Source organism: Pseudomonas sp. GL_139_B (assembly GCF_057834475.1).
In genome coordinates, this window is the sequence record NZ_CM174403.1 from 371,201 (window position 1) to 391,802 (window position 20,602).

At 59.5% G+C, this 20,602-nt stretch carries 16 protein-coding genes and 1 pseudogene; 11 read left to right on the forward strand and 6 right to left on the reverse strand.

The features are described 5' to 3' along the window. Positions 1–125 precede the first annotated feature (125 nt). The gene (locus AC3ISI_RS01720; protein WP_489337606.1) at positions 126–566 is read right to left on the reverse strand and encodes a YkgJ family cysteine cluster protein; all 441 of its coding nucleotides are present in this window, start codon (positions 564–566) and stop codon (positions 126–128) included. 260 nt (positions 567–826) lie between these two features. Here AC3ISI_RS01720 and AC3ISI_RS01725 point away from each other — a divergent pair, with 260 nt between their 5' ends. From AC3ISI_RS01725 to AC3ISI_RS01745, 5 genes are all read left to right on the forward strand, one after another. Then, the gene (locus AC3ISI_RS01725) at positions 827–3,277 is read left to right on the forward strand and encodes a glycogen/starch/alpha-glucan phosphorylase (protein ID WP_489335197.1); all 2,451 of its coding nucleotides are present in this window, start codon (positions 827–829) and stop codon (positions 3,275–3,277) included. Positions 3,278–3,545: 268 nt separating this feature from the next. Further along, positions 3,546–7,124 carry a DUF2339 domain-containing protein gene (locus AC3ISI_RS01730; protein ID WP_489335198.1) on the forward strand — a complete coding sequence of 1,193 codons (3,579 nt, stop codon included), beginning with the start codon at positions 3,546–3,548 and terminating at the stop codon, positions 7,122–7,124. After that, positions 7,121–8,494, forward strand: coding sequence for a DUF3999 domain-containing protein (locus AC3ISI_RS01735; RefSeq protein ID WP_489335199.1), 1,374 nt, complete (start codon positions 7,121–7,123; stop codon positions 8,492–8,494). Before AC3ISI_RS01730 ends, AC3ISI_RS01735 begins: the two co-directional genes overlap by 4 nt. Positions 8,495–8,783: 289 nt before the next feature. After that, positions 8,784–9,794, forward strand: a complete 1,011-nt coding sequence (locus AC3ISI_RS01740) for a class 1 fructose-bisphosphatase (protein WP_007949006.1) — start codon at positions 8,784–8,786, stop codon at positions 9,792–9,794. A gap of 3 nt (positions 9,795–9,797) precedes the next feature. Beyond that, positions 9,798–10,400: a DUF924 family protein gene (locus AC3ISI_RS01745; RefSeq protein WP_489335200.1), complete on the forward strand. Its 603-nt coding sequence runs from the start codon at positions 9,798–9,800 to the stop codon at positions 10,398–10,400. Between the two features lie 18 nt (positions 10,401–10,418). On the opposite strand, the gene AC3ISI_RS01750 is transcribed toward AC3ISI_RS01745, so the two are convergent. The 4 genes and pseudogenes from AC3ISI_RS01750 to AC3ISI_RS01765 all read right to left on the reverse strand — a co-directional run. Next, positions 10,419–10,751 carry a type II toxin-antitoxin system RelE/ParE family toxin gene (locus AC3ISI_RS01750; protein ID WP_489335201.1) on the reverse strand — a complete coding sequence of 111 codons (333 nt, stop codon included), beginning with the start codon at positions 10,749–10,751 and terminating at the stop codon, positions 10,419–10,421. Then, positions 10,748–11,020: a type II toxin-antitoxin system Phd/YefM family antitoxin gene (locus tag AC3ISI_RS01755; protein ID WP_489335202.1), complete on the reverse strand. Its 273-nt coding sequence runs from the start codon at positions 11,018–11,020 to the stop codon at positions 10,748–10,750. Before AC3ISI_RS01755 ends, AC3ISI_RS01750 begins: the two co-directional genes overlap by 4 nt. Positions 11,021–11,245: 225 nt before the next feature. Then, on the reverse strand, positions 11,246–12,010 hold the full coding sequence (locus tag AC3ISI_RS01760; RefSeq protein WP_489337607.1) for a methyl-accepting chemotaxis protein: 765 nt from the start codon (positions 12,008–12,010) through the stop codon (positions 11,246–11,248). 93 nt (positions 12,011–12,103) lie between these two features. Continuing rightward, a pseudogene (locus tag AC3ISI_RS01765) lies at positions 12,104–13,138 on the reverse strand (HAMP domain-containing protein); the annotation flags it as partial. A gap of 284 nt (positions 13,139–13,422) precedes the next feature. Here AC3ISI_RS01765 and AC3ISI_RS01770 point away from each other — a divergent pair. Next, positions 13,423–13,677 (forward strand): hypothetical protein, encoded by a 255-nt coding sequence (locus AC3ISI_RS01770; protein WP_059406430.1) that lies wholly within the window; start codon positions 13,423–13,425, stop codon positions 13,675–13,677. Positions 13,678–13,708: 31 nt separating this feature from the next. Next, complete coding sequence (locus AC3ISI_RS01775) at positions 13,709–14,278, forward strand: lipocalin family protein (protein WP_489335203.1); 570 nt, start codon at positions 13,709–13,711, stop codon at positions 14,276–14,278. A gap of 124 nt (positions 14,279–14,402) precedes the next feature. Here AC3ISI_RS01775 and AC3ISI_RS01780 read toward each other — a convergent pair whose 3' ends face one another. Next, positions 14,403–15,767, reverse strand: a complete 1,365-nt coding sequence (locus AC3ISI_RS01780) for a formimidoylglutamate deiminase (RefSeq protein ID WP_489335204.1) — start codon at positions 15,765–15,767, stop codon at positions 14,403–14,405. Positions 15,768–15,913: 146 nt separating this feature from the next. Here AC3ISI_RS01780 and hutC point away from each other — a divergent pair, with 146 nt between their 5' ends. The 4 genes from hutC to AC3ISI_RS01800 all read left to right on the forward strand — a co-directional run bounded on the left by hutC (position 15,914) and on the right by AC3ISI_RS01800 (position 20,549). Continuing rightward, positions 15,914–16,624 (forward strand): histidine utilization transcriptional repressor HutC, encoded by a 711-nt coding sequence (hutC, locus tag AC3ISI_RS01785; RefSeq protein WP_489337609.1) that lies wholly within the window; start codon positions 15,914–15,916, stop codon positions 16,622–16,624. Positions 16,625–16,633: 9 nt separating this feature from the next. Next, complete coding sequence (locus AC3ISI_RS01790; protein WP_489335205.1) at positions 16,634–17,203, forward strand: HutD/Ves family protein; 570 nt, start codon at positions 16,634–16,636, stop codon at positions 17,201–17,203. 459 nt (positions 17,204–17,662) lie between these two features. Then, positions 17,663–19,351: a urocanate hydratase gene (hutU, locus tag AC3ISI_RS01795; RefSeq protein ID WP_489335206.1), complete on the forward strand. Its 1,689-nt coding sequence runs from the start codon at positions 17,663–17,665 to the stop codon at positions 19,349–19,351. 229 nt (positions 19,352–19,580) lie between these two features. After that, a complete protein-coding gene (locus tag AC3ISI_RS01800) occupies positions 19,581–20,549 on the forward strand; it encodes an ABC transporter substrate-binding protein (RefSeq protein WP_489335207.1) in 969 nt (322 codons plus the stop codon). The last annotated feature ends 53 nt before the right edge of the window (positions 20,550–20,602 follow it).

The window sequence follows — 20,602 nt, forward strand, 5'->3', positions numbered from 1 at the left end:
CTGGGGTTTGTGCGGTGTTTACGCTGGCCCCTTCGCGAGCAGGCTCGCTCCCACAGGGGAACGCATTTCAATGTGGGAGCGAGCCTGCTCGCGAAGAGGACCTGTCAGACAACGAAGATTTTTGGTTAGAACTTATCGAGCGGTCGACGGCTCTCGCTGGTCTCGCGCGCCACTTCCTTGGGCTTGTAAGCGCAATACCCAGGCCGCGGTCCGATTTTCGGGTGATTGCGGCAGGTATCCGGACGCTTTTCATAAATAGTGCACAGACGGCTCTTACGATCCAGGTAGAGGCAGTCGTTGTTGCTCATGCGCTGGAGGGTGAAGATCTCGGTCTTCTGGCTGTAACGCTCGACGATCCCTTCCTTCTGCAGGCGCTTGGCGATGTTCTTCGCCGGCTCGCCGCGTTCGAACTCGTCGACGATGCCGATGCGGATCAGATCCTTGATCTTGACCTCGACCGGCAGCGTGCAGCAGCTGGACACGCAGGAACCGCACATCGGCGCAGAGTACTTGGCCCAGGTATCGAGGCGATCGATCTCAGCGGCGGCGATCAGGTTGGGCTTCATCATTGGTTGTTACCAGCTACGTGCATCAGGGCGCGCGATCATACCGGGACTGGTGGATTTTTGAACAACCTTTCGCCAGATTTTTTCTATACCACCCACAGAGCACCGTTAATCCGGCACGGCCCCTGCATTGATTCAGGCACACGACAATGTAATGCCGAGCTATCTCGCACTATCAGGAAAAACTGCCGAACCAGAGCCCCCACCGTCTGTCAGACCGTCTAGGCTCAACAACTCCACGCTCGCTCGAGGTCCTATCGATGACTCAAGAACCACTTGTTCGCGAAGCAGAGGTGGCCGCATTTCGCGACGCCGTCTTGACCAAACTCACCTACGCGGTGGGTAAAGACCCGGATCACGCCTTCGACCACGACTGGTTCGAAGCCATTGCCTTGGCGGCACGGGACCACATGGTCGAGCACTGGATGGACCACACCCGGCAGATCTACCGCAAAGGGCAGAAGCGGGTTTATTACCTCTCCTTGGAATTCCTCATAGGCCGGCTGCTCTACGACAGCCTGAGCAACCTTGGCTTGCTCGACGTCGCCCGTGAAGCGTTGACCGAACTTGGCGTCGACCTCGAACGCATTCGCCTGCTGGAGCCCGACGCGGCGCTGGGTAATGGCGGCCTCGGTCGTCTGGCGGCGTGTTTCATGGAAAGCATGTCGACCCTCGGCATCGCCGGCCACGGTTACGGCATTCGCTATGAACACGGTTTGTTTCGCCAGGCCATTGTCGATGGCTGGCAGCAGGAGCAGACCGAACACTGGCTGGATTTCGGCAACCCGTGGGAATTCGAGCGAGCAGAAGTCGTTTACCCGATCGGTTTCGGTGGCGGCGTCGAAACCGTCATCGATGAAAACGGTAAATCCAAGCAAGTCTGGTCCCCGGCGGAAACGGTGCGAGCGATTGCGTATGACACCCCGGTGGTCGGCTGGCGTGGGGCGAGCGTCAACACGTTGCGTTTGTGGCGCGCCCGGGCGATGGAAGATTTGCACCTGGAGCGCTTCAACGCCGGTGACCACTTGGGTGCGGTAGCGGAAGTGGCTCGCGCCGAAAGTATTTCTCGCGTGCTTTATCCAGCGGACAGCACCGAAGCCGGCCAGGAACTGCGCCTGCGCCAGGAATACTTCTTCGTCGCCGCGTCCTTGCAAGATTTGCTGCGCCGCCATCGCAACATGCACACCTCGGTGCTGACCCTGGGCGATCACGCGGCGATCCAGCTCAACGACACTCACCCTTCGATTGCCGTGGCCGAATTGATGCGCCAGCTGGTCGATGTCTACGACGTTGCCTGGGATGCGGCGTGGCAAGTCACCGTCGACACGCTGTCGTACACCAACCACACGCTGTTGCCCGAAGCGCTGGAAACCTGGCCGGTCGGTTTGATGGAGCGGATGTTGCCGCGACACATGCAGATCATTTACCTGATCAACGCGCAACACATCGATTCACTGCGGGCCAAAGGCATTCACGACTTCGACGTGCTGCGCGCAGTGTCGCTGATCGAAGAAGATAACGGCCGACGCGTGCGCATGGGCAACCTTGCGTTCCTCGGCTCCCACAGCGTCAACGGCGTGTCCGGGCTGCACACGCAGTTGATGCGCAAAACCGTATTCTCCGAGCTGCACAAGCTCTATCCGGACCGGATCAACAACAAGACCAACGGCATTACCTTCCGCCGCTGGCTCTATCAGGCCAATCCCGAACTGACGTCGATGATGGTCGATGCCCTCGGGCCTGATTTGCTGGATAACCCCGAAGGGCGCTTGCTCGACCTGGAACCGTTTGCCGAGAAGTCCGCGTTCCGCAAGGCATTTGCCGAACAGCGACTGCACAGCAAAAAAGCCCTGGCGTACCTGATTCACGAGCGACTGGGGGTAGCGGTCAACCCGGCGGCGATGTTCGACGTGCAGGTCAAACGGATCCACGAATACAAACGCCAGTTGCTCAATCTGATGCACACCGTAGCGTTGTATCAGGCGATTCGGGCCGAGCCGGAAATCGACTGGGTGCCGCGCGTGAAGATCTTCGCCGGCAAGGCCGCCGCCAGTTATCACCAGGCCAAACTGATCATCAAGTTGACCAACGACATCGCCCGGGTGGTGAACAACGACCCGACCGTGCGCGGTTTGCTCAAAGTGGTGTTCTTGCCCAACTACAACGTCAGCCTGGCGGAGAGCATTATTCCGGCGGCAGATTTGTCGGAGCAGATTTCCACCGCAGGCTTCGAGGCTTCCGGCACCAGCAACATGAAGTTCGGCCTCAATGGCGCACTGACCATCGGCACCCTGGACGGGGCCAACGTGGAAATGTGCGAGCGCATCGGGTCTGAGCACATGTTCATCTTCGGCCTTAGTGCGCAGCAGGTTGAGGCGCGCAAACAGAACCACGAGTTCAATGCGACGCCGGACATCGCCGCGTCTCATCGACTCAATGACGTGCTGCAAGCGATTCGCGGCGGGGTGTTCTCGCCGGATGATCCGTCCCGTTACACCGGGCTGATTGATTCTCTGGTGGATTACGATCGCTTTCTGGTTTGCGCCGATTTCGACTCTTACTGGAATGCGCAGATGCGCGTCGAAGCCCATTGGCACGATTCCAAGGAATGGTGGCGTTCGGCAGTGTTGAATACGTCGCGGATGGGCTGGTTCTCTTCAGACCGGACCATTCGCGAGTACGCCACGGACATCTGGAAGGCGCTTGAGTAACGTTTCGCAATAATTTGCGTACACGGCCCGACGGTGTCGGGCCTGGTCGATATACTCAGCACCGGTTACACCGGGTGGCACGCGTTGGCAATCCATTGTGGGAGCGAGCCTGCTCGCGATAGCGTCCGGACATTCAACATTGATGCTGAATGTCCGAACGCTATCGCGAGCAGGCTCGCTCCCACAGGTTTTGTGGTTTCACACTAAACTCAGCCAATGCTGCCTTGCCGGAGTCGCCCCATCGCGGGGCCGCTTAGGGATATCGACCATGCAATGGATTTTCATGCTGATTGGGCTGGTGCTTGGCTGGATACTCGACGAGTCATTCAGTGAGGCGCTGTTGGGCGCGTTGCTTGGGTTGGGTATTGGCCAGGCCATTCATATCGCCCGTTTGGGTTCAAAAGCTGCCGAGCAGCACCTTCTGCTGGAGCAGACGCAGGTTGCACTGAGCGCGATGCAGCACCGTCTGGCCTTACTGGAAGTGTCCGGCGTCAAAGCGCCTGAAACCAGCGAGCCGATCGTCAGCGAGTCCGTTGCACCTCCTGAATTTACCCTCGACGAAATCCCTGCCGAAACCCCTGATCTGATCTGGGACCTCCCTGCCGAACTCGAACCGATCCCCGCGGCGGCGACTGAATCCAGTCAGCCACTGCCGACCGATGCCTGGAAACCCGAGCCGGTTGCCCGCGAACCTGCCATCCCGCGCGGCCCCAACTTCATCGATCGCGCCATCAGCGGTGCCCGCGCCTGGCTGTTCGGCGGCAACACCGTGCTGCGAGTCGGCGTGGTGCTGTTGTTCCTCGGTCTGGCCTTCCTGTTGCGTTACGCGACCGAAGGCATGGTCGTGCCGATTGAGCTGCGTTACGCCGGCGTCGCGGCGGCTGCGTTGGGGCTGCTCGGTTTGGGTTGGTGGCTGCGTCATCGCAACAATAATTACGCGTTGATGCTGCAAGGCACCGGCATTGCCGTGCTGTACCTGACGGTGTTCGCCGCCATGCGTTTACATCCGCTGCTGGATCCGATGGCAGCGCTTGGTTTGCTGGTGGCGGTCACGGCGTTCTCAGCGATTCTGGCGATCACCCAGGATTCCCTGGTGCTGGCCTGCGCCGCCGCGTTGGGCGGTTTTGCCGCGCCAATCCTGACGTCCACTGGCGCCGGCAACCACGTCGCGCTGTTCAGCTACTTCGCCTTGCTCAACGCCGGCATCCTCGCCATCGCCTGGTTCAAGGCCTGGCGGTTGCTCAACCTGATCGGTTTTGTCGGCACCTTCGGCATCGGTTTCGCCTGGGGGCTGCGTTCCTATACGCCGGATTTGCTGTGGAGTACTGAGCCGTTCCTGATTGTGTTTTTCCTGATGTACCTGGCCATCGGCCTGCTGTTCGCCCGGCGCAAGTTGCTGGAAATGAGCGATGCGCCCGAGGACGACAGCCGCGAGACGCTGCTGCGCTGGTCTGCACGCAAAGGTGATTACGTTGACGGCACGATGCTGTTTGGTCCGCCGCTGGTGGGCTTCGGTTTGCAATTCGCGCTGGTCCAGCACCTTGAGTTTGCCGCCGCGTTCAGCGCGCTGGCGCTGGGCATGATCTACATGGGCCTGGCCCGTTTGCTGATGGGTGGCCGCGCGTTGTTGCTGGCAGAAACCTGTCTGGCACTGGGCGTGATCTTCGCCAGCCTCGCCATTCCATTGGGCCTCGATGCGCGCTGGACAGCTGCGGCTTGGGCCGTCGAAGGCGCCGGGATTTTCTGGCTCGGCTTGCGTCAGCAACGTCCGTTTGCCCGGGCCTTTGCCTTGCTGCTTCAACTGGGCTCGGCGCTGGCGTTTCTCAGCAAATTGCGGATCGGCGAAAGTAGCCTGCTCGATGGCTCGCCGTTGGGCGCGTTGATGCTCGGCGTGGCGTTGCTTTTCAGCTTCTACCAATTGCGCCAAGCCATACCGGAGCAAATCGCGCAATGGGAGCGCAAAGGACTACCGGTTCTGGCTTGCCTCGGCCTGACGTTCCTTTATCTGTTGGCACCGTTGTTTTTCTTCATCCACGGTACGGCGATCAGTTGGGCGCTGGCCGGTCTGGCGACGTTGTTTGTCGGCCTGCGCCTGCAATCGCGAGCATTCCTGTTCACCGCGTTTGCCGTGCAGCTGCTCGGCGGTGCGTTGTTCCTGCTGCGGCTGCAAGGTGCCGGTGGTGAGTCTACGGCGGTGTTCAGCGCCGGCTGGAGCGGTTTGCTGAGCGCGTCCTTGATCGGTCTGGCGTTGATCGCCGGCATGCTGCTGGCAGCGCGTGATGAGATGGTGCGCAGCGATGTGCGACTGTTACGCGGGTTGTCGGTGGTGTTGCTGGCCGGTCTGGTGCTGATCAATCTGGCCGTGCTGTTCGTCCTGCCGTGGCAGACCGCGAGCTCGGTGTGGGCGGCCAGTGGTTTGTTCATCATCTGGTTGAGCCTGTATCTGAAGCAGCGTGTAAGTTTTGTCTTCGGTTTGCTGTTGCAGGTGATCGGTGGCGCGGCGTTCCTGTTTGCCGGGCCGGACCTGCTCGGACCATTGGCCAGCGAAGGACTGAAGCCGCTGGCGCACAGCGGTTTCTGGACGCCGTTGGTATTGGGTTTGGCCGCGCTGGTCGGGGCCTGGCGATTGCAGCTTGGCAACCACGCTTCGGCGTTCGATGTGCTGAGCTTGCAGCGTTTGTCCGAAGTGCTGCTGGTATGGGGCGCGGGTTGGTGGGCGCTGGCGTGGGTCAGTGAAGTGCTGCGTTTTGCGCCGGTATCTCTGCAAGCGACGTTGTTGCTGGCGGTCGCGTCAGTCAGTGTGGCGCTGTGGACGGCGTTGGCGCTGCGCTTGAAATGGTCGTCGCTGGGGCTGCTGTGCACCTTGCTGATGCCGGCGGCCGGTGTGGTGTTGCTTGCGGCGTGGCATTCGCGATATCACCCTGCAGCCAGTTTTGGTTGGCTGGGCTGGGCGGCGGTGTTCGTCGTGCATTCCATCTCGCTGAAGCGACTGGCGCCCATGTTACCGGCGCGCGCTGTGAGCACCGCGCATGTGCTCGGCTGCTGGCTGTTGATCGGTGTGCTGGCGCTGGAGCTGCGTTACGGCTTGCTGCTGTTGTCCGAGCAATACAACGCCTGGCGCTGGTTGGGCTGGGCGATTCTGCCGAGTCTATATCTGGTGCTGATGGCGGCGCCGCGCAATTGGCCGTGGCCGGTGTCGGCGTACCCCCGCGAGTACCGACTGTATGCGACAGCACCGCTGGCGTTGCTGATGCTCGGCTGGTTCTGGCTGGCGAACGTGGTCAGCGACGGCACCGCCGAACCGCTGCCGTATGTGCCGCTGATCAACCCGCTGGAGTTGGGCCTGCTGTTTGCGCTGTTCGGCGTCTACATCTGGTCGCGCAGCGCAGTGACGCAACTGGCGATTCGCAAGGATTACGCCGAACACGCCACGCAATTGATTGCCGGGATTTCGCTGTTCGTGTTCTTCACCGCATTGGTGATGCGCACCGCGCACCATTGGGGCGGTGTGCCGTTTGAGTTCGATGCATTGCTGGAATCAATGCTGGTGCAGGCTGGCCTGTCCATCGTCTGGACCCTGATGGCGCTGAGCCTGATGATCGGCGGCCATTTGCGCCATCGTCGCGCGGTCTGGCTGATCGGTGCGGCGTTGATTGGCGTGGTGGTGGCCAAGCTTTTCTTTGTTGAACTGAGTAACCGCGGCGGGCTCGCGCGGATCGTGTCGTTTATCGGCGTGGGCGTGTTGCTGCTGGTTGTGGGCTATTTCGCGCCGCTGCCGCCCAAGCGTGCCGAGGCTGTGCCGGAGTCTGAAAAACCGGCCCCGGAAACCGAAGGAGTGTCGACTTGATTCAGAAGCTGAACCTGGGCTGGTTGGGCGCAGTTGCGCTGGGTGTGACGCTGTCGGTCAGCGCGCAGGAGCAACCGGCGGATTTCGCCACTCAGTTGCCATTGTCCATGAGCGGCGAAGGCCCGTGGTATCGCCTCGATTTGCCGTTGAGCGTGCAGTTGAATGCGCGGCAAACAGATCTGAGCGATGTACGAGTGTTCAACGCGGCTGGTCAGGTGCAGGCGTATGCCTTGGCGCGAGAATCGGCCCAGACCCGCGAAAATCGCACGCTGACCGACGTGAAGTGGTTCCCGCTGTACAACTCGGCGGATTCCACCGAGCGCGCGCCCAACGTGAGGGTGCAATCGAGCGCCAACGGCACGCTGGTCGAAGTGCAGCCGTCCAGCCAGTTGGAGGCGGGCGAAGAAGTTCTGCGCGGCTGGTTGCTCGATGCCAGCGCCATCAAGGCGCCGCTGCAGCAATTGGTCCTCGACTGGACGAGCGAGCGCGACGGCTTCCAGCAGTTCAGCATCGAAGCCAGCGACGACTTGCAACATTGGCAGTCGTGGGGCCAAGGACAGGTCGCACGGCTGGCGTTTGCCGACGAACGGGTCGAGCAGCATGAAGTCAGCCTGCCGGGGCAATCGGCGCGCTATCTGCGCTTGCTGTGGAATTCACCACAGTCGGCGCCAGCGCTGACGTCGGCGCAGTTGGAAACCTCGAGCAGCCGCAGCCTGCCGTTGCCACTGGTCTGGTCGCAACCGTTGGCCGGTAGCAGCGTGAAGACCGGTGAATACACTTGGCAGTTGCCGATGGGGCTGAATGTCGAGCGGGTGCAGGTCGAACTGAGTCAGCCCAACAGTCTGGCACCGGTCACTTTGTCTGGTCGCCGCGAGAGCAGCTTGCCGTGGCAGCCGCTGGGCAGCGGCTTGCTGTATCGCCTGACCCAGAATGGCCAGGACGTGGTGCAGAACGAATTGCAGCTGCCGGGGCAAACCCTGCAGCAGTTGAAGCTGGTCGTGGACGAACGCGGTGGCGGCCTTGGTGCCGAAGCGCCGACGCTGAAGTATGCCGTGCGTCCGACGCAACTGGTGTTCCTCGCGCGCGGGCCAGGGCCTTATACGCTGGCGCTGGGGAACGCGACGGTAAAAGCGGCGAGCTTGCCGTTGTCGACGCTGATTCCGGATTACAGCGTGCAGAAGCTGGCGACATTAGGTAAGGCCGTGGTGGCGAGCGATGGCGTGGTTTCGCCGGTGTCTACATCAGTAGCGCCTGCGACGGCTGGCACGAACTGGAAGAAATTCGGGCTGTGGGCGGTGCTGTTGCTGAGCGTGCTGGTTCTGGCGGCGATGGCGTTCAGCTTGCTGCGTAAACCCCCCGTCAAACCTTGAGAATGGCTGGCGCTGCGCGCCAGATCGCGGGCAAGCCCGCTCCCACAGGGTACGCATTCCAATGTGGGAGCGGCGGTGCGACGATTCGACTTGCCCGCGAAGGCTGACTATCAGGCAAAGAAAATCTCGAAACTGCCAACTGCCGCCGGTCCACATCCGCCCCGATTCGAACTACGCTAAACCCCGCGCATGAACTCTCTTGGGTGTATCACGTCTGATAGGAGGAAATGCGCCTCGACTCGCGTTAAACTGCGCGGGTTTTTAGTCCCCCATTCCACCGGAGCCTTCCATGTCCCGCGTTACCCTGAGTCGCTATTTGATTGAGCAGACCCGTAGCAACAACACTCCTGCCGATCTGCGTTTCCTGATCGAAGTGGTGGCGCGTGCTTGCAAAGAGATCAACCACGCCGTGTCCAAAGGCGCCCTCGGTGGTGTTCTGGGCAGCATGGGCACTGAAAATGTCCAAGGTGAAGTGCAGAAGAAACTCGACGTGATCTCCAACGAGATCTTGCTCGAAGCCAACGAATGGGGCGGCCATCTGGCCGGCATGGCGTCCGAAGAAATGGACAATGCCTACCAGATCCCGGGCAAATACCCGAAAGGCGCCTACCTGCTGGTATTCGACCCGCTGGACGGTTCGTCGAACATCGATATCAACGCGCCGGTCGGTACGATCTTCTCGGTGCTGCGTTGCCCGAACGAATACCTGAGCCAGAATGAGCCCTTGAACGAAAAGGCTTTCCTGCAGCCAGGCACCGAGCAAGTGGCTGCCGGTTACGCGATCTACGGTCCACAGACCATGTTGATCCTGACTCTGGGTGATGGCGTAAAAGGCTTCACCCTGGACCGTGAAATGGGCAGCTTCGTGCTGACCCACGAAGACATCAAGATCCCGACCTCCACTCAGGAATTCGCGATCAACGCCTCCAATCAGCGCCACTGGGAAGCGCCGGTACAACGCTACGTCAGCGAATTGCTGTCTGGCGAAGAAGGTCCGCTGAAAAAGAACTACAACATGCGCTGGGTCGCCGCGATGGTGGCGGACGTGCATCGCATCCTGACCCGTGGTGGTCTGTTCATGTACCCACGCGACAGCCGCGAACCGTCCAAGCCAGGCAAGCTGCGTCTGATGTACGAAGCCAACCCGATGTCGTTCCTGGTTGAACAGGCTGGCGGCGCTTCCACCGATGGCCATCAGCGCATCCTCGACATCAAGCCAGACGGCCTGCACCAGCGTGTCGCAGTGTTCCTCGGTTCGAAAGAAGAAGTCGAACGCGTCACGGCTTACCACAAGGCATAAACCATGACCGCGCCTTGGCAGCCGTTGCTCGATTGGTGGTTCGGATCTTCCGAATCAGCGAACGAAACAGCGGCTGACAAGGGCAAGTTATGGTTCGGCAAGCGCGACAGTCAGGACCTCGAAGCGCAGACGCGTTTCGGGGACTGGGTCGAGCAGGCACTGGCCGGCAAACTGACTGACTGGGCGCAATGCCCTGAAGGTTGGCTGGCTCTGGTGCTGCTGCTTGATCAACTCCCGCGAATGATCTATCGCGATACTCCCAAATCCTTTTCCGGCGATCTCAGGGCTCAGGCACTGGTGGCGCAAGGCATTGCTGCGGATTTTGATCGGCAGTTGAGGCCTGTTCAGCGGGTGTTTATCTACCTGGTGATGGAGCATTGCGAGCACCTGGCAGTACAGAACGAAGCCGTTTCGCGGTTCATCGAATTGATGGCGCAGCAGCCGGAGGCTGATCGGGCGGTGTTTGCCGATAACCTGGATTATGCCGAGCGGCATCGGGACGTGATTGCGCGGTTTGGGCGGTTTCCGCATCGCAATGCGGTGTTGGGAAGGGAGTCTACGGCTGAGGAGTTGGAGTTTCTCCGCAGGCCAGGCTCGCGTTTTTAGACGCGATGGGCCTCGAACTTACGGATTCCGTTGAAACATGCGTTTCATCAGCAGTGTCGGCAGGTTTTTCCGAGTATCGGCAATGATGTGGACATAGACCGTTTGGTCTCGTACTTCATAAATGATCCTGTTCATTCCTGAAAGTATTTGTCGGTACTGACTGAGGTGGAGCTTCTCTATTTCTTCAGGGATTGATCCTGAATAGTGTTGCGCTCCCAAGTGGCGGATGGCTGATTTCAAAGAGGTGTAGGTGCTTTGCCAGGTTTGGATGGAAAACTGTTTGATGAGATAGGTACGAAGTTCTTTTAAGTCTGTTTCAGCAGACTGAAGAATGACGACCTTTAAACTCATTGATGGTCAGCCTTGTCCAGTTGCGCGAAGACGTCTTCGGCATCGCGAAATTTGCCTTCTTCAATCTCACGATTACCCATTGCCAAGAGTTTTAAAAGGGCCATCGTGTCTTCTTGCTCTTCGAAGCTTTTCACGTCCATTACCACGAGCTTTGCTTCACCATTTTGGGTGATGACCAAGGGCTCACGGCTTTCTGTAATTGTTTTGACGATTTCTGCTGTATGGCTTTTCAGGTAGCTGATTGGCTTGATTTGAGATGAAAGCTTCATGGAGTGAGCCTCGCCAGGTTGAGTAGGACCGAGTTTAGTCTTAATTCAGTCCTGCGTCAGGTGCTGCCGACCGGCGTTTTCTCAACGGGCATTGGTCCCGGGTTTACCTGGCCATTGCGGCTGATGCCGCCTTCGCTGGCAAGCCAGCTCCTACACATTGGATCTCCAGTGCGACAAAGATCCCATAGGAGCTGGCTTGCCAGCGAAGGGGCCCGCGAGAGCGCCTCAGATCCGGAAGCTACCCACCAACTGCTTCAGCCGCGCCGCCTGCCGTTCAAGATCAGCACACGCGCGCAAGGTCGACTGCAAGTTCTCTACGCCTTCCTGGTTCAGCGTATTGATCTCGGTAATGTCGACGTTGATCGACTCCACCACAGCGGTCTGTTCTTCAGTCGCGGTGGCCACCGACTGGTTCATCCCGTCGATTTCACCAATGCGCTGCGTCACACTGCCCAGTCGTTCGCCGGCCTGGTTGGCAATACCGACGCTGCTTTCGCTTTGACGCTGGCTGTCGGTCATGATGCTCACCGCTTCGCGGGCGCCGACTTGCAGCTCTTCAATCATCTTCTGCACTTGCTGCGCCGAATCCTGAGTGCGGTGGGCGAGGTTTCGCACTTCGTCCGCCACCACGGCAAAACCACGACCGGCTTCACCTGCACGGGCCGCTTCGATGGCTGCGTTGAGTGCGAGCAGGTTGGTTTGCTGGGAAATGCTGGTGATCACTTCCAGAATCTGCCCAATGTTCACGGTGTTGCTGTTGAGCGTTTCGATGTTGCCGCACGAATCGCTGATCTTCGCCGACAGCTGCTGCATCGCTGCGATGGTTTTATCCACCACTTGTTGACCGTCTTCGGCCAGGGAGCGGGCATCGCTGGAGTGTTGCGAGGCGAGGGCGGCGTTCTGGGCGATTTCCTGGGCGGCGGCACCCAGTTCGTTGATCGCTGCAGCAACGCTGCTGGTGCGCGAGGCTTGCTGGTCGGAGTTGAACATTGACGAGTTTGACGCGGCCACGACGCGCAACGCAACTTCGTTGACCTGGCCGGTGGCCGAAGACACTTCGCGAATCGAGGTGTGAATACGCTCTACAAAGCGGTTGAACGAGGTGCCCAGCGCGCCGAATTCGTCCTGACCGTGGATGGTCAGGCGTTTGGTCAGGTCACCTTCCCCTTCGGCGATGTCATGCATCGCGCGGCCCATGATTAGCAGCGGCTGCATCAGGAAGCTAATCAACATGCCCAGCAACGCGATGATGATCATCACCGCGATGACCATGGCGATGATCGCCGAGGTGCGGAATTCGCTGAGCATCGAGAACGCGGTGTCCTGATCCAGCACCAACGCCACGTACCAGTCTGCCGACGGCACGCCGTTGACGCGGGTGAAGGAGATGAACTGAGTCTTGCCGTCGAACTCGACTTCTTTCATGCCCGGGCTGACTTTAGGTGCGCCGTTCGGGTAGGCGTCTGCCAGGCCTTTGAGCACCAGTTTGCTGTCCGGGTGGATCAGGATCTTGCCGTCGGCGCTGACGATGAACGCATGGCCGTGACCGCCGAAGTTCAACGAGTTGATGATCGCACTGACGCTGGACAGGTCGATGTCTGCGCCGGAGACGCCGATCATCTGGCCCTGATATTTCACGGGTGTGGCAACAGTAATGACCAGTTTTCCGGAAGACGCGGCGATGTACGGTTCGGTGACGATGGTCTGTTGCGCACTGTTGGCCGCCTTGTACCAACCACGGGTGCGTGGGTCGTAGTCGGCAGCACGATTGCCCGCCGGGACCGAGAACATCACACCGTCAGTGCCGCCGAAATAGCTCAGCTGGAAGTTGCTGGTGTAGGCCGGCAGGTCGATGGCGCGTTTCAGGCTTGCCTGTGCGCTGCCATCCACGGTGATCTGCTGGGACAACGATTGCAGCAACTGGATGCGGCTTTCCAGCCAGGTCTGGATGTTGCTGGTGGTCAAGCTGCCAAGTTCCTGCATCGAGGACTCGGTACTGCTGCGCAGGGTCTGACGCTGGCGGTAGTCGTTGAACAGGATAAAGCAGGCGAACGCAACGGCGACCACGAGGGCGGCTGCCAGCAGAATCTTGTGGCTGAATTTCATGTTTCTGGTCATTAAGTGCACTACCGCGGAGGGACTTGTCAGCAAGGGGGGCGTCAATTGCCACAGTCGAGGGCTTTACGCTGCTTCTATGTCGACAGGCCAGCGCCAAAGATGAGGCGTCTTTTTGCAAAGACTGACGAAATACTCATTGGCTCAGGAAAGTGGCTGATTTTTTCAAAAAAAGGCAGACGAGCGGCCCGATAAATAGCGAGGCAGTAGGGGAACCAGATGGGGGTTTTCTCTTCTAAGGTTCTGCTTGGCAGTCATGCCATTCCCTTCGTTCCAGGAGTTTCACCATGTCGCTGCGATCTATCGCCTTGCTGTCGTTCTGCGTGTTGTTGGCCGCATGCAGCAAGGTCAATCAGGAAAACTACTCGAAGCTGTCGACCGGCATGCCTAAGGCCGAGGTTGAAACGTTGCTGGGTAAGCCTGCTGATTGCTCGGGCGCGCTGGGTATGTCCAGTTGCACCTGGGGCGACAAAAACAGCTTTATCAGCGTGCAGTATGCCGGTGACAAAGTATTGATGTTTTCCGGCCAAGGCCTGAAGTAAACCGGGGCGATGCGCCCACGGGAGAAAAACAATGAAGCGGTTATTACTCGTACTTTTTGCCGGCCTGGTATTGGCTGGTTGTGCCACTTCTGGCCAAGATCCGTTGGCGCCAAAAACCGTTAAAAGCGTCAACCTCAAGCGTTACCAGGGGACCTGGTATGAGTTGGCTCGCATGCCTATGTATTTCCAGCGCGACTGCGCACAATCCGAAGCCCATTACACCCTCAAGCCTGACGGTAACCTGGCGATTTTGAACCGCTGCCTGACGGCGCAGTGGCAGTGGGAAGAGGTCAAGGGCACGGCTTATCCTCAGGTGCCAGGAAAAACCGACAAATTGTGGGTCGAGTTCGATACCTGGTTTTCTCGTCTGATTCCGGGTACAGCGAAGGGGCAATACTGGGTGTTGTACGTCAGCGACGATTACAAGACGGCCATTGTTGGCGACCCGAGTCGCAAGTACTTGTGGCTGTTGGCGCGGACCCCAACCGTCAATGGTGTAGTGCGAGAGGAACTGCTGAGCCAGGCGCGTCAGCAGGGTTACGACACCTCACGGCTGATCTGGCGTGCGTCTGAGACACAGATGGCCAAGACCTCGAACTAACTATCACCGAAGATCAAAAACTGTGGGAGCGAGCCTCCTCGCGATAGCGGACTGTCAGTCAACATCTCAGTTGAATGTGACGGCCCTTTCGCGAGCAGGCTCGCTCCCACAATTATTTCCGGTGTTAACCGAGGAGTTCACGCAGGACTTGGGTGAACGCGCGATTGCTTTCTTCTTCCCCTGCGTGGCGCCCGTCGCGCACAACCCACTGGCCATTGACCAGCACATCGCGAACCTGGCGATCGCCGCCGGCAAATAACCAGCGATTCAGAATCCCGTCGCCATTGGCCGTTGCCAGGTAGGGGTCGTTACCGTCCAGCACCAGCCAGTCCGCACGCTTGCCCACTTTCAGCGCGCCAATCGGCTGCCCCAGCGCCTGAGCGCCGCCATCGAGCGCTGCGTCGTACAGCGTGCGGCCAACCATCGGCTGCTGCGCGCCATACAAACGATTACGCCGTTGATCGCGCAGGCGCTGGCCGTATTCCAGCCAGCGCAATTCTTCCACCACGCTCAATGACACATGGCTGTCGGAACCGATGCCCATGCGTCCGCCCTGAGCGAGGAAATCCACCGCCGGGAAGATCCCGTCGCCGAGGTTGGCTTCAGTGGTCAGGCACAACCCGGCAATGGCGCGACTCTTGGCCATCAGCGTGACTTCCTCCGCGTTAGCGTGAGTGGCGTGAACCAGGCACCAGCGCTGATCGACCTCAGTGTTTTCGTACAGCCATTGCAGCGGGCGACGACCGCTCCAGGTCAGGCAGTCATCAACTTCCTTTTGCTGTTCCGCAATGTGGATGTGCACCGGGCAATGCTTGTCGCTGGCGGCCAACACTTCGCTGATCTGCTGTGGCGTAACCGCGCGTAGCGAGTGGAAACACAATCCCAGTGACTGCGCCGATTGCTTGGCCAAAACCGGCTGCAAACGCGATTGAAGTTTCAGGTAGTTTTCGGTGCTGTTGATAAAGCGGCGCTGGCCTTCGTTCGGCGTCTGGCCACCGAAACCGGAATGGCTGTAGAGCACCGGCAACAGGGTCAGGCCGATACCGGCGGAACTGGCCGCCTGGCTGATGCGCAGCGCCAGCTCGGCGGGATCTGCGTAGGGTTGGCCATTGGTGTCGTGATGGACGTAATGAAATTCCGCGACTGAGGTGTACCCGGCCTTGAGCATTTCGATGTACAGCTGACGGGCGATCACGCCGAGTTGGTCCGGACTGATTTTTCCGACGAGGCGATACATCAAGTCGCGCCAGGTCCAGAAGCTGTCGTTCGGATTGCCCGCCACTTCCGCAAGCCCGGCCATCGCTCGCTGGAACGCGTGGGAGTGCAGATTCGGCATGCCCGGCAGCAGCGGACCGTTAAGCCGTTCGGCGCCATCTGCGTGGGAATCGGCCTGGATATGGGTCAATACGCCCTCGGCGCTGACCTCAAGACGTACATTGTTGGCCCATCCACTAGGCAGCAGCGCGCGTTCGGCAAAGAAGGCGGACATGGTTCAGCACCCCATCGTGTGTTATTTGTATATACATATACAGACGTTTGCCTGCTCGGTAAACTCCGGCAAGCTAGCAACCTCTACTAAATGAACAAGGATTAACCGTGCCGACTCCGCCCCCAGTGTCACCGTTGGCCGCGAACATGGGCGACAGTCCGGCGCCCTTGTACGCCCGTGTCAAACAGATGATCACCCAGCAAATCGACAGTGGAAACTGGCCGCCGCACTACCGCGTGCCGTCGGAAAGCGAGTTGGTCAGCCAGCTCGGTTTCAGCCGCATGACCATCAACCGCGCCCTGCGCGAAATGACCGCCGACGGTTTGTTGGTGCGCATGCAAGGCGTGGGCACGTTCGTCGCCGAGCCGAAAAGCCAGTCCGCGCTGTTCGAGGTGCACAACATCGCCGACGAAATCGCCTCTCGTGGCCATCGCCATACCTGCAAAGTGATCACTCTCGAAGAAGAGGCCGCCGGTTCCGAGCGTGCCCTGGCACTGGATATGCGCGAAGGGCAGAGGGTTTTTCACTCGCTGATCGTGCATTTCGAGAACGATATCCCGGTGCAAATCGAAGACCGTTTCGTCAATGCGCTGGCGGCTCCGGACTACCTCAAACAAGACTTCACTCTGCAAACGCCTTACGCCTACCTGAACCAGGTAGCGCCACTGACCGAAGGCGAGCACGTGGTCGAGGCGATTCTTGCCGAGGCGTCCGAGTGCAAGCTGTTGCAGATTGAAAAGGGCGAGCCGTGTCTGCTGATTCGCCGCCGCACCTGGTCCGGCCGTCAGCCAGTGACCGCCGCCCGTCTGATCCACCCCGGTTCCCGTCATCGTCTGGAAGGACGGTTCCATAAATAGAGAGCATAAATGAATGGTTTGAAGGTTTTACGCGCTCAGGATTACCCGCGCATGCCGTGGAAAAACGGCGGTGGCAGCACTGAAGAAATCACCCGCGATGCGGGCACTGGCCTCGATGGTTTCGGCTGGCGCCTGTCGATTGCCGACATCGGCGAGTCGGGTGGTTTCTCGACGTTCACCGGTTACGAGCGGGTCATCACCGTACTACAAGGTGACGGCATGACCTTGCGGGTGGATGGTCGGGACACGCACCCATTGTTACCGCTGGTCCCGTTTGCTTTCAGCGGCGAGAGCGAGGTGTCGTGCACCCTGCTCGGTGGGCCGATCCGCGATTTCAATCTGATTTACGCGCCGCAGCGTTATAGCGCGCGGTTGCAGTGGATGGCGGGTAAACAGCGGTTTTTCAGTTCGGCGGGCACCGTATTGGTGTTCAGCGTGAGTGAATCGCTGGAAGTGCAGGTCGGTAACAGCACCCAGCAATTGGGCCGCCATGATTGCCTGCAACTCGACGCAAACGCCGGGTTGCTGGAAGTCGCCGTTGACAACACATGCTGCATCATCGAATTAACTGCAAACTGATTTCCCTGTAGGAGTCCGGCTTGCCGGCGATGGCAATCCGATGGGCGCTATCGCCGGCAAGCCGGACTCCTGCCAAAAGCGATTCACCCCGCCTCAAATCCGCTACTTATACTGTTCCCCATCGCGCACCAATTTGTTACCGAACGCCCCAGCGTGGCGCAAAACCACACTCAAGTAACAGCCATTCCCCCTTGCGCAAAATCCCTCCGAAAAATTTCGTCCCCCTCAAAACCCTTGATTTACAAGCTTTCCAGCCTCCAGAAAACTTTTCTTGAACACCCATCCAACAAGTTGGCCGCTTGATTGCATATGCTTGTATGTACAAGTAAAGACGTATGCGTATGAGTCGACCGAGACTCTCCGCAGCGTCCACTGATTCGCTTGTAGCGCGATGATGCGCACAGGCTGGCTTGCCCACCGCCAGGGTTGGTTTGAATTGATCGCTGAGGAGTCTTTTTCGTGACTGACAATACCCAGAAACCTACTAAGTTTCGTGACGTTGAAATCCGTGCCGCACGCGGTAACAAGCTGACCGCCAAAAGCTGGCTGACCGAAGCGCCGCTGCGCATGCTGATGAACAACCTCGACCCGGAAGTCGCCGAGAACCCTAAAGAACTGGTGGTTTACGGTGGTATCGGTCGTGCGGCACGTAACTGGGAATGCTACGACAAGATCGTCGAAAGCCTGACCAACCTGAACGACGACGAGACCCTGCTGGTGCAATCCGGCAAGCCGGTCGGCGTGTTCAAGACCCACAGCAACGCCCCGCGTGTGCTGATCGCCAACTCCAACCTGGTGCCGCACTGGGCGAGCTGGGAGCACTTCAACGAACTCGACGCCAAAGGCCTGGCCATGTACGGCCAGATGACCGCCGGCAGCTGGATCTACATCGGCAGCCAGGGCATCGTTCAGGGCACCTACGAAACCTTCGTCGAGGCCGGTCGCCAACACTACAACGATGACCTCAAAGGTCGTTGGGTCCTGACCGCCGGGCTCGGCGGCATGGGTGGCGCCCAGCCTCTGGCCGCAACTCTGGCCGGTGCCTGCTCGCTGAACATTGAATGCCAACAGGTCAGCATCGATTTCCGCCTCAACAGCCGCTACGTCGACGAGCAAGCCAAAGACCTCGACGACGCGCTGGCCCGCATCGCCAAATACACCAAGGAAGGCAAGGCGATTTCCATCGCGCTGCTGGGTAACGCGGCAGAAATTCTGCCGGAACTGGTTCGTCGTGGCGTGCGCCCGGACATGGTCACCGACCAGACCAGCGCCCACGACCCGCTCAACGGTTACCTGCCAGCCGGCTGGACCTGGGAAGAGTACCGCGCTCGCGCCAAGACCGAGCCAGCAGCTGTTGTAAAAGCCGCCAAGCAATCGATGGCCGTACACGTTAAAGCGATGCTGGATTTCCAGAAAATGGGCATCCCGACCTTCGACTACGGCAACAACATCCGTCAGATGGCCCAGGAAGAAGGCGTGGAAAACGCATTCGACTTCCCAGGCTTCGTACCGGCTTACATCCGTCCGCTGTTCTGCCGTGGCATCGGCCCGTTCCGCTGGGCTGCACTGTCGGGCAACGCCGAAGACATCTACAAGACCGACGCCAAAGTAAAAGAGCTGATCCCGGACGACGCCCACCTGCACAACTGGCTGGACATGGCGCGCGAGCGCATCAGCTTCCAGGGTCTGCCGGCACGTATCTGCTGGGTTGGCCTGGGCCTGCGCGCCAAGCTGGGTCTGGCGTTCAACGAAATGGTCCGTAGCGGCGAGTTGTCCGCGCCGATAGTGATCGGTCGCGACCACCTGGACTCCGGCTCTGTGGCCAGCCCGAACCGCGAAACCGAGTCCATGCAGGACGGTTCCGACGCTGTGTCCGACTGGCCACTGCTCAACGCCCTGCTCAACACCGCGAGCGGCGCGACCTGGGTGTCCCTGCACCACGGCGGCGGTGTCGGCATGGGCTTCTCCCAACACTCGGGCATGGTGATTGTCTGCGACGGTACTGACGAAGCGGCCGAGCGCATTGCGCGCGTTCTGCACAACGACCCGGCGACCGGTGTTATGCGTCACGCCGATGCCGGTTATCAGATCGCCATCGACTGCGCCAAGGAACAAGGGCTGAACCTGCCGATGATCACCGGCAAATAACACAGAAATACCTGTAGGAGCCGAGCTTGCTCGCGATGGGGTCAGCACATTCAACTTCTCTGTTGACTGAAAAACCGCTATCGCTAGCAGGCTCACTCCCACAACAAACGTTGTAGCACTCAGAACAAGCGGGGCCGGTCGCGTTGCGGCGCAGGCCTGATTGGACGTGGACAGGGCTGGATGCCTCTTGACTGCCGTAAGCCCATTCATGATTAGGAGCGTCACAACAATGAAATCGAACAAGACCCTGCTGACCACATTGCTTTCCATGGGCCTGCTCGCCAGTGCCGGCGCCACTCAGGCTGCCGGTTGGTGCGAATCGGGCAAACCGGTGAAATTTGCCGGCCTGAACTGGGAAAGCGCCATGCTGCTGACCGACGTGCTGCAAGTTGTGTTGGAGAAAGGCTACGACTGCAAGACTGACAGCCTGCCGGGCAACTCCATCACCATGGAAAACGCCCTGAGCAGCAACGACATTCAAGTGTTTGCCGAAGAGTGGGTCGGCCGCAGCGAGGTCTGGAACAAGGCCGAGAAGGCCGGAAAAGTCGTCGGTATCGGTGCTCCGATCGTGGGCGCAACCGAAGGCTGGTACGTGCCGCGCTACGTGGTTGAAGGCGATGCCAAGCGCAAGCTGGAGCCTAAAGCTCCTGACCTGAAAGCCATCGCGGACCTGGGCAAATACGCCTCCGTGTTCAAGGATCAGGAAGAGCCTTCCAAGGGCCGTTTCTACAACTGCCCGGCTGGCTGGACCTGCGAGCTGGATAACAGCGAAATGCTGAAAAGCTACGGCCTGGAAAGCACCTACACCAACTTCCGCCCAGGCACCGGCCCGGCGCTGGATGCGGCTGTGCTGTCGAGCTACAAGCGTGGCGAGCCGATCCTGTTCTACTACTGGTCGCCAACCCCGCTGATGGGCCAGGTTGACCTGATCAAGCTCGAAGAAAAACCAGGCGTGAACAAGACCGTGGATATCAAGGTCGGCCTGTCCAAGACCTTCCACGACGAAGCCCCGGAACTGGTGGCCGTGCTGGAAAAGGTCAACGTGCCGATCGACATCCTCAACCAGAACCTTGGACGCATGACCAAAGAGCGGATCGAGTCGCCAAAACTGGCCAAGATCTTCTTGAAGGAACATCCTGAAGTCTGGCACGCATGGGTGAGCGAAGACGCAGCCAAGAAAATCGACGCGGCCTTGTAGGTTGGGCCTCTCCGGCTGTCGGCCACGGCATCCGGACGCTTGATCGCAACCCC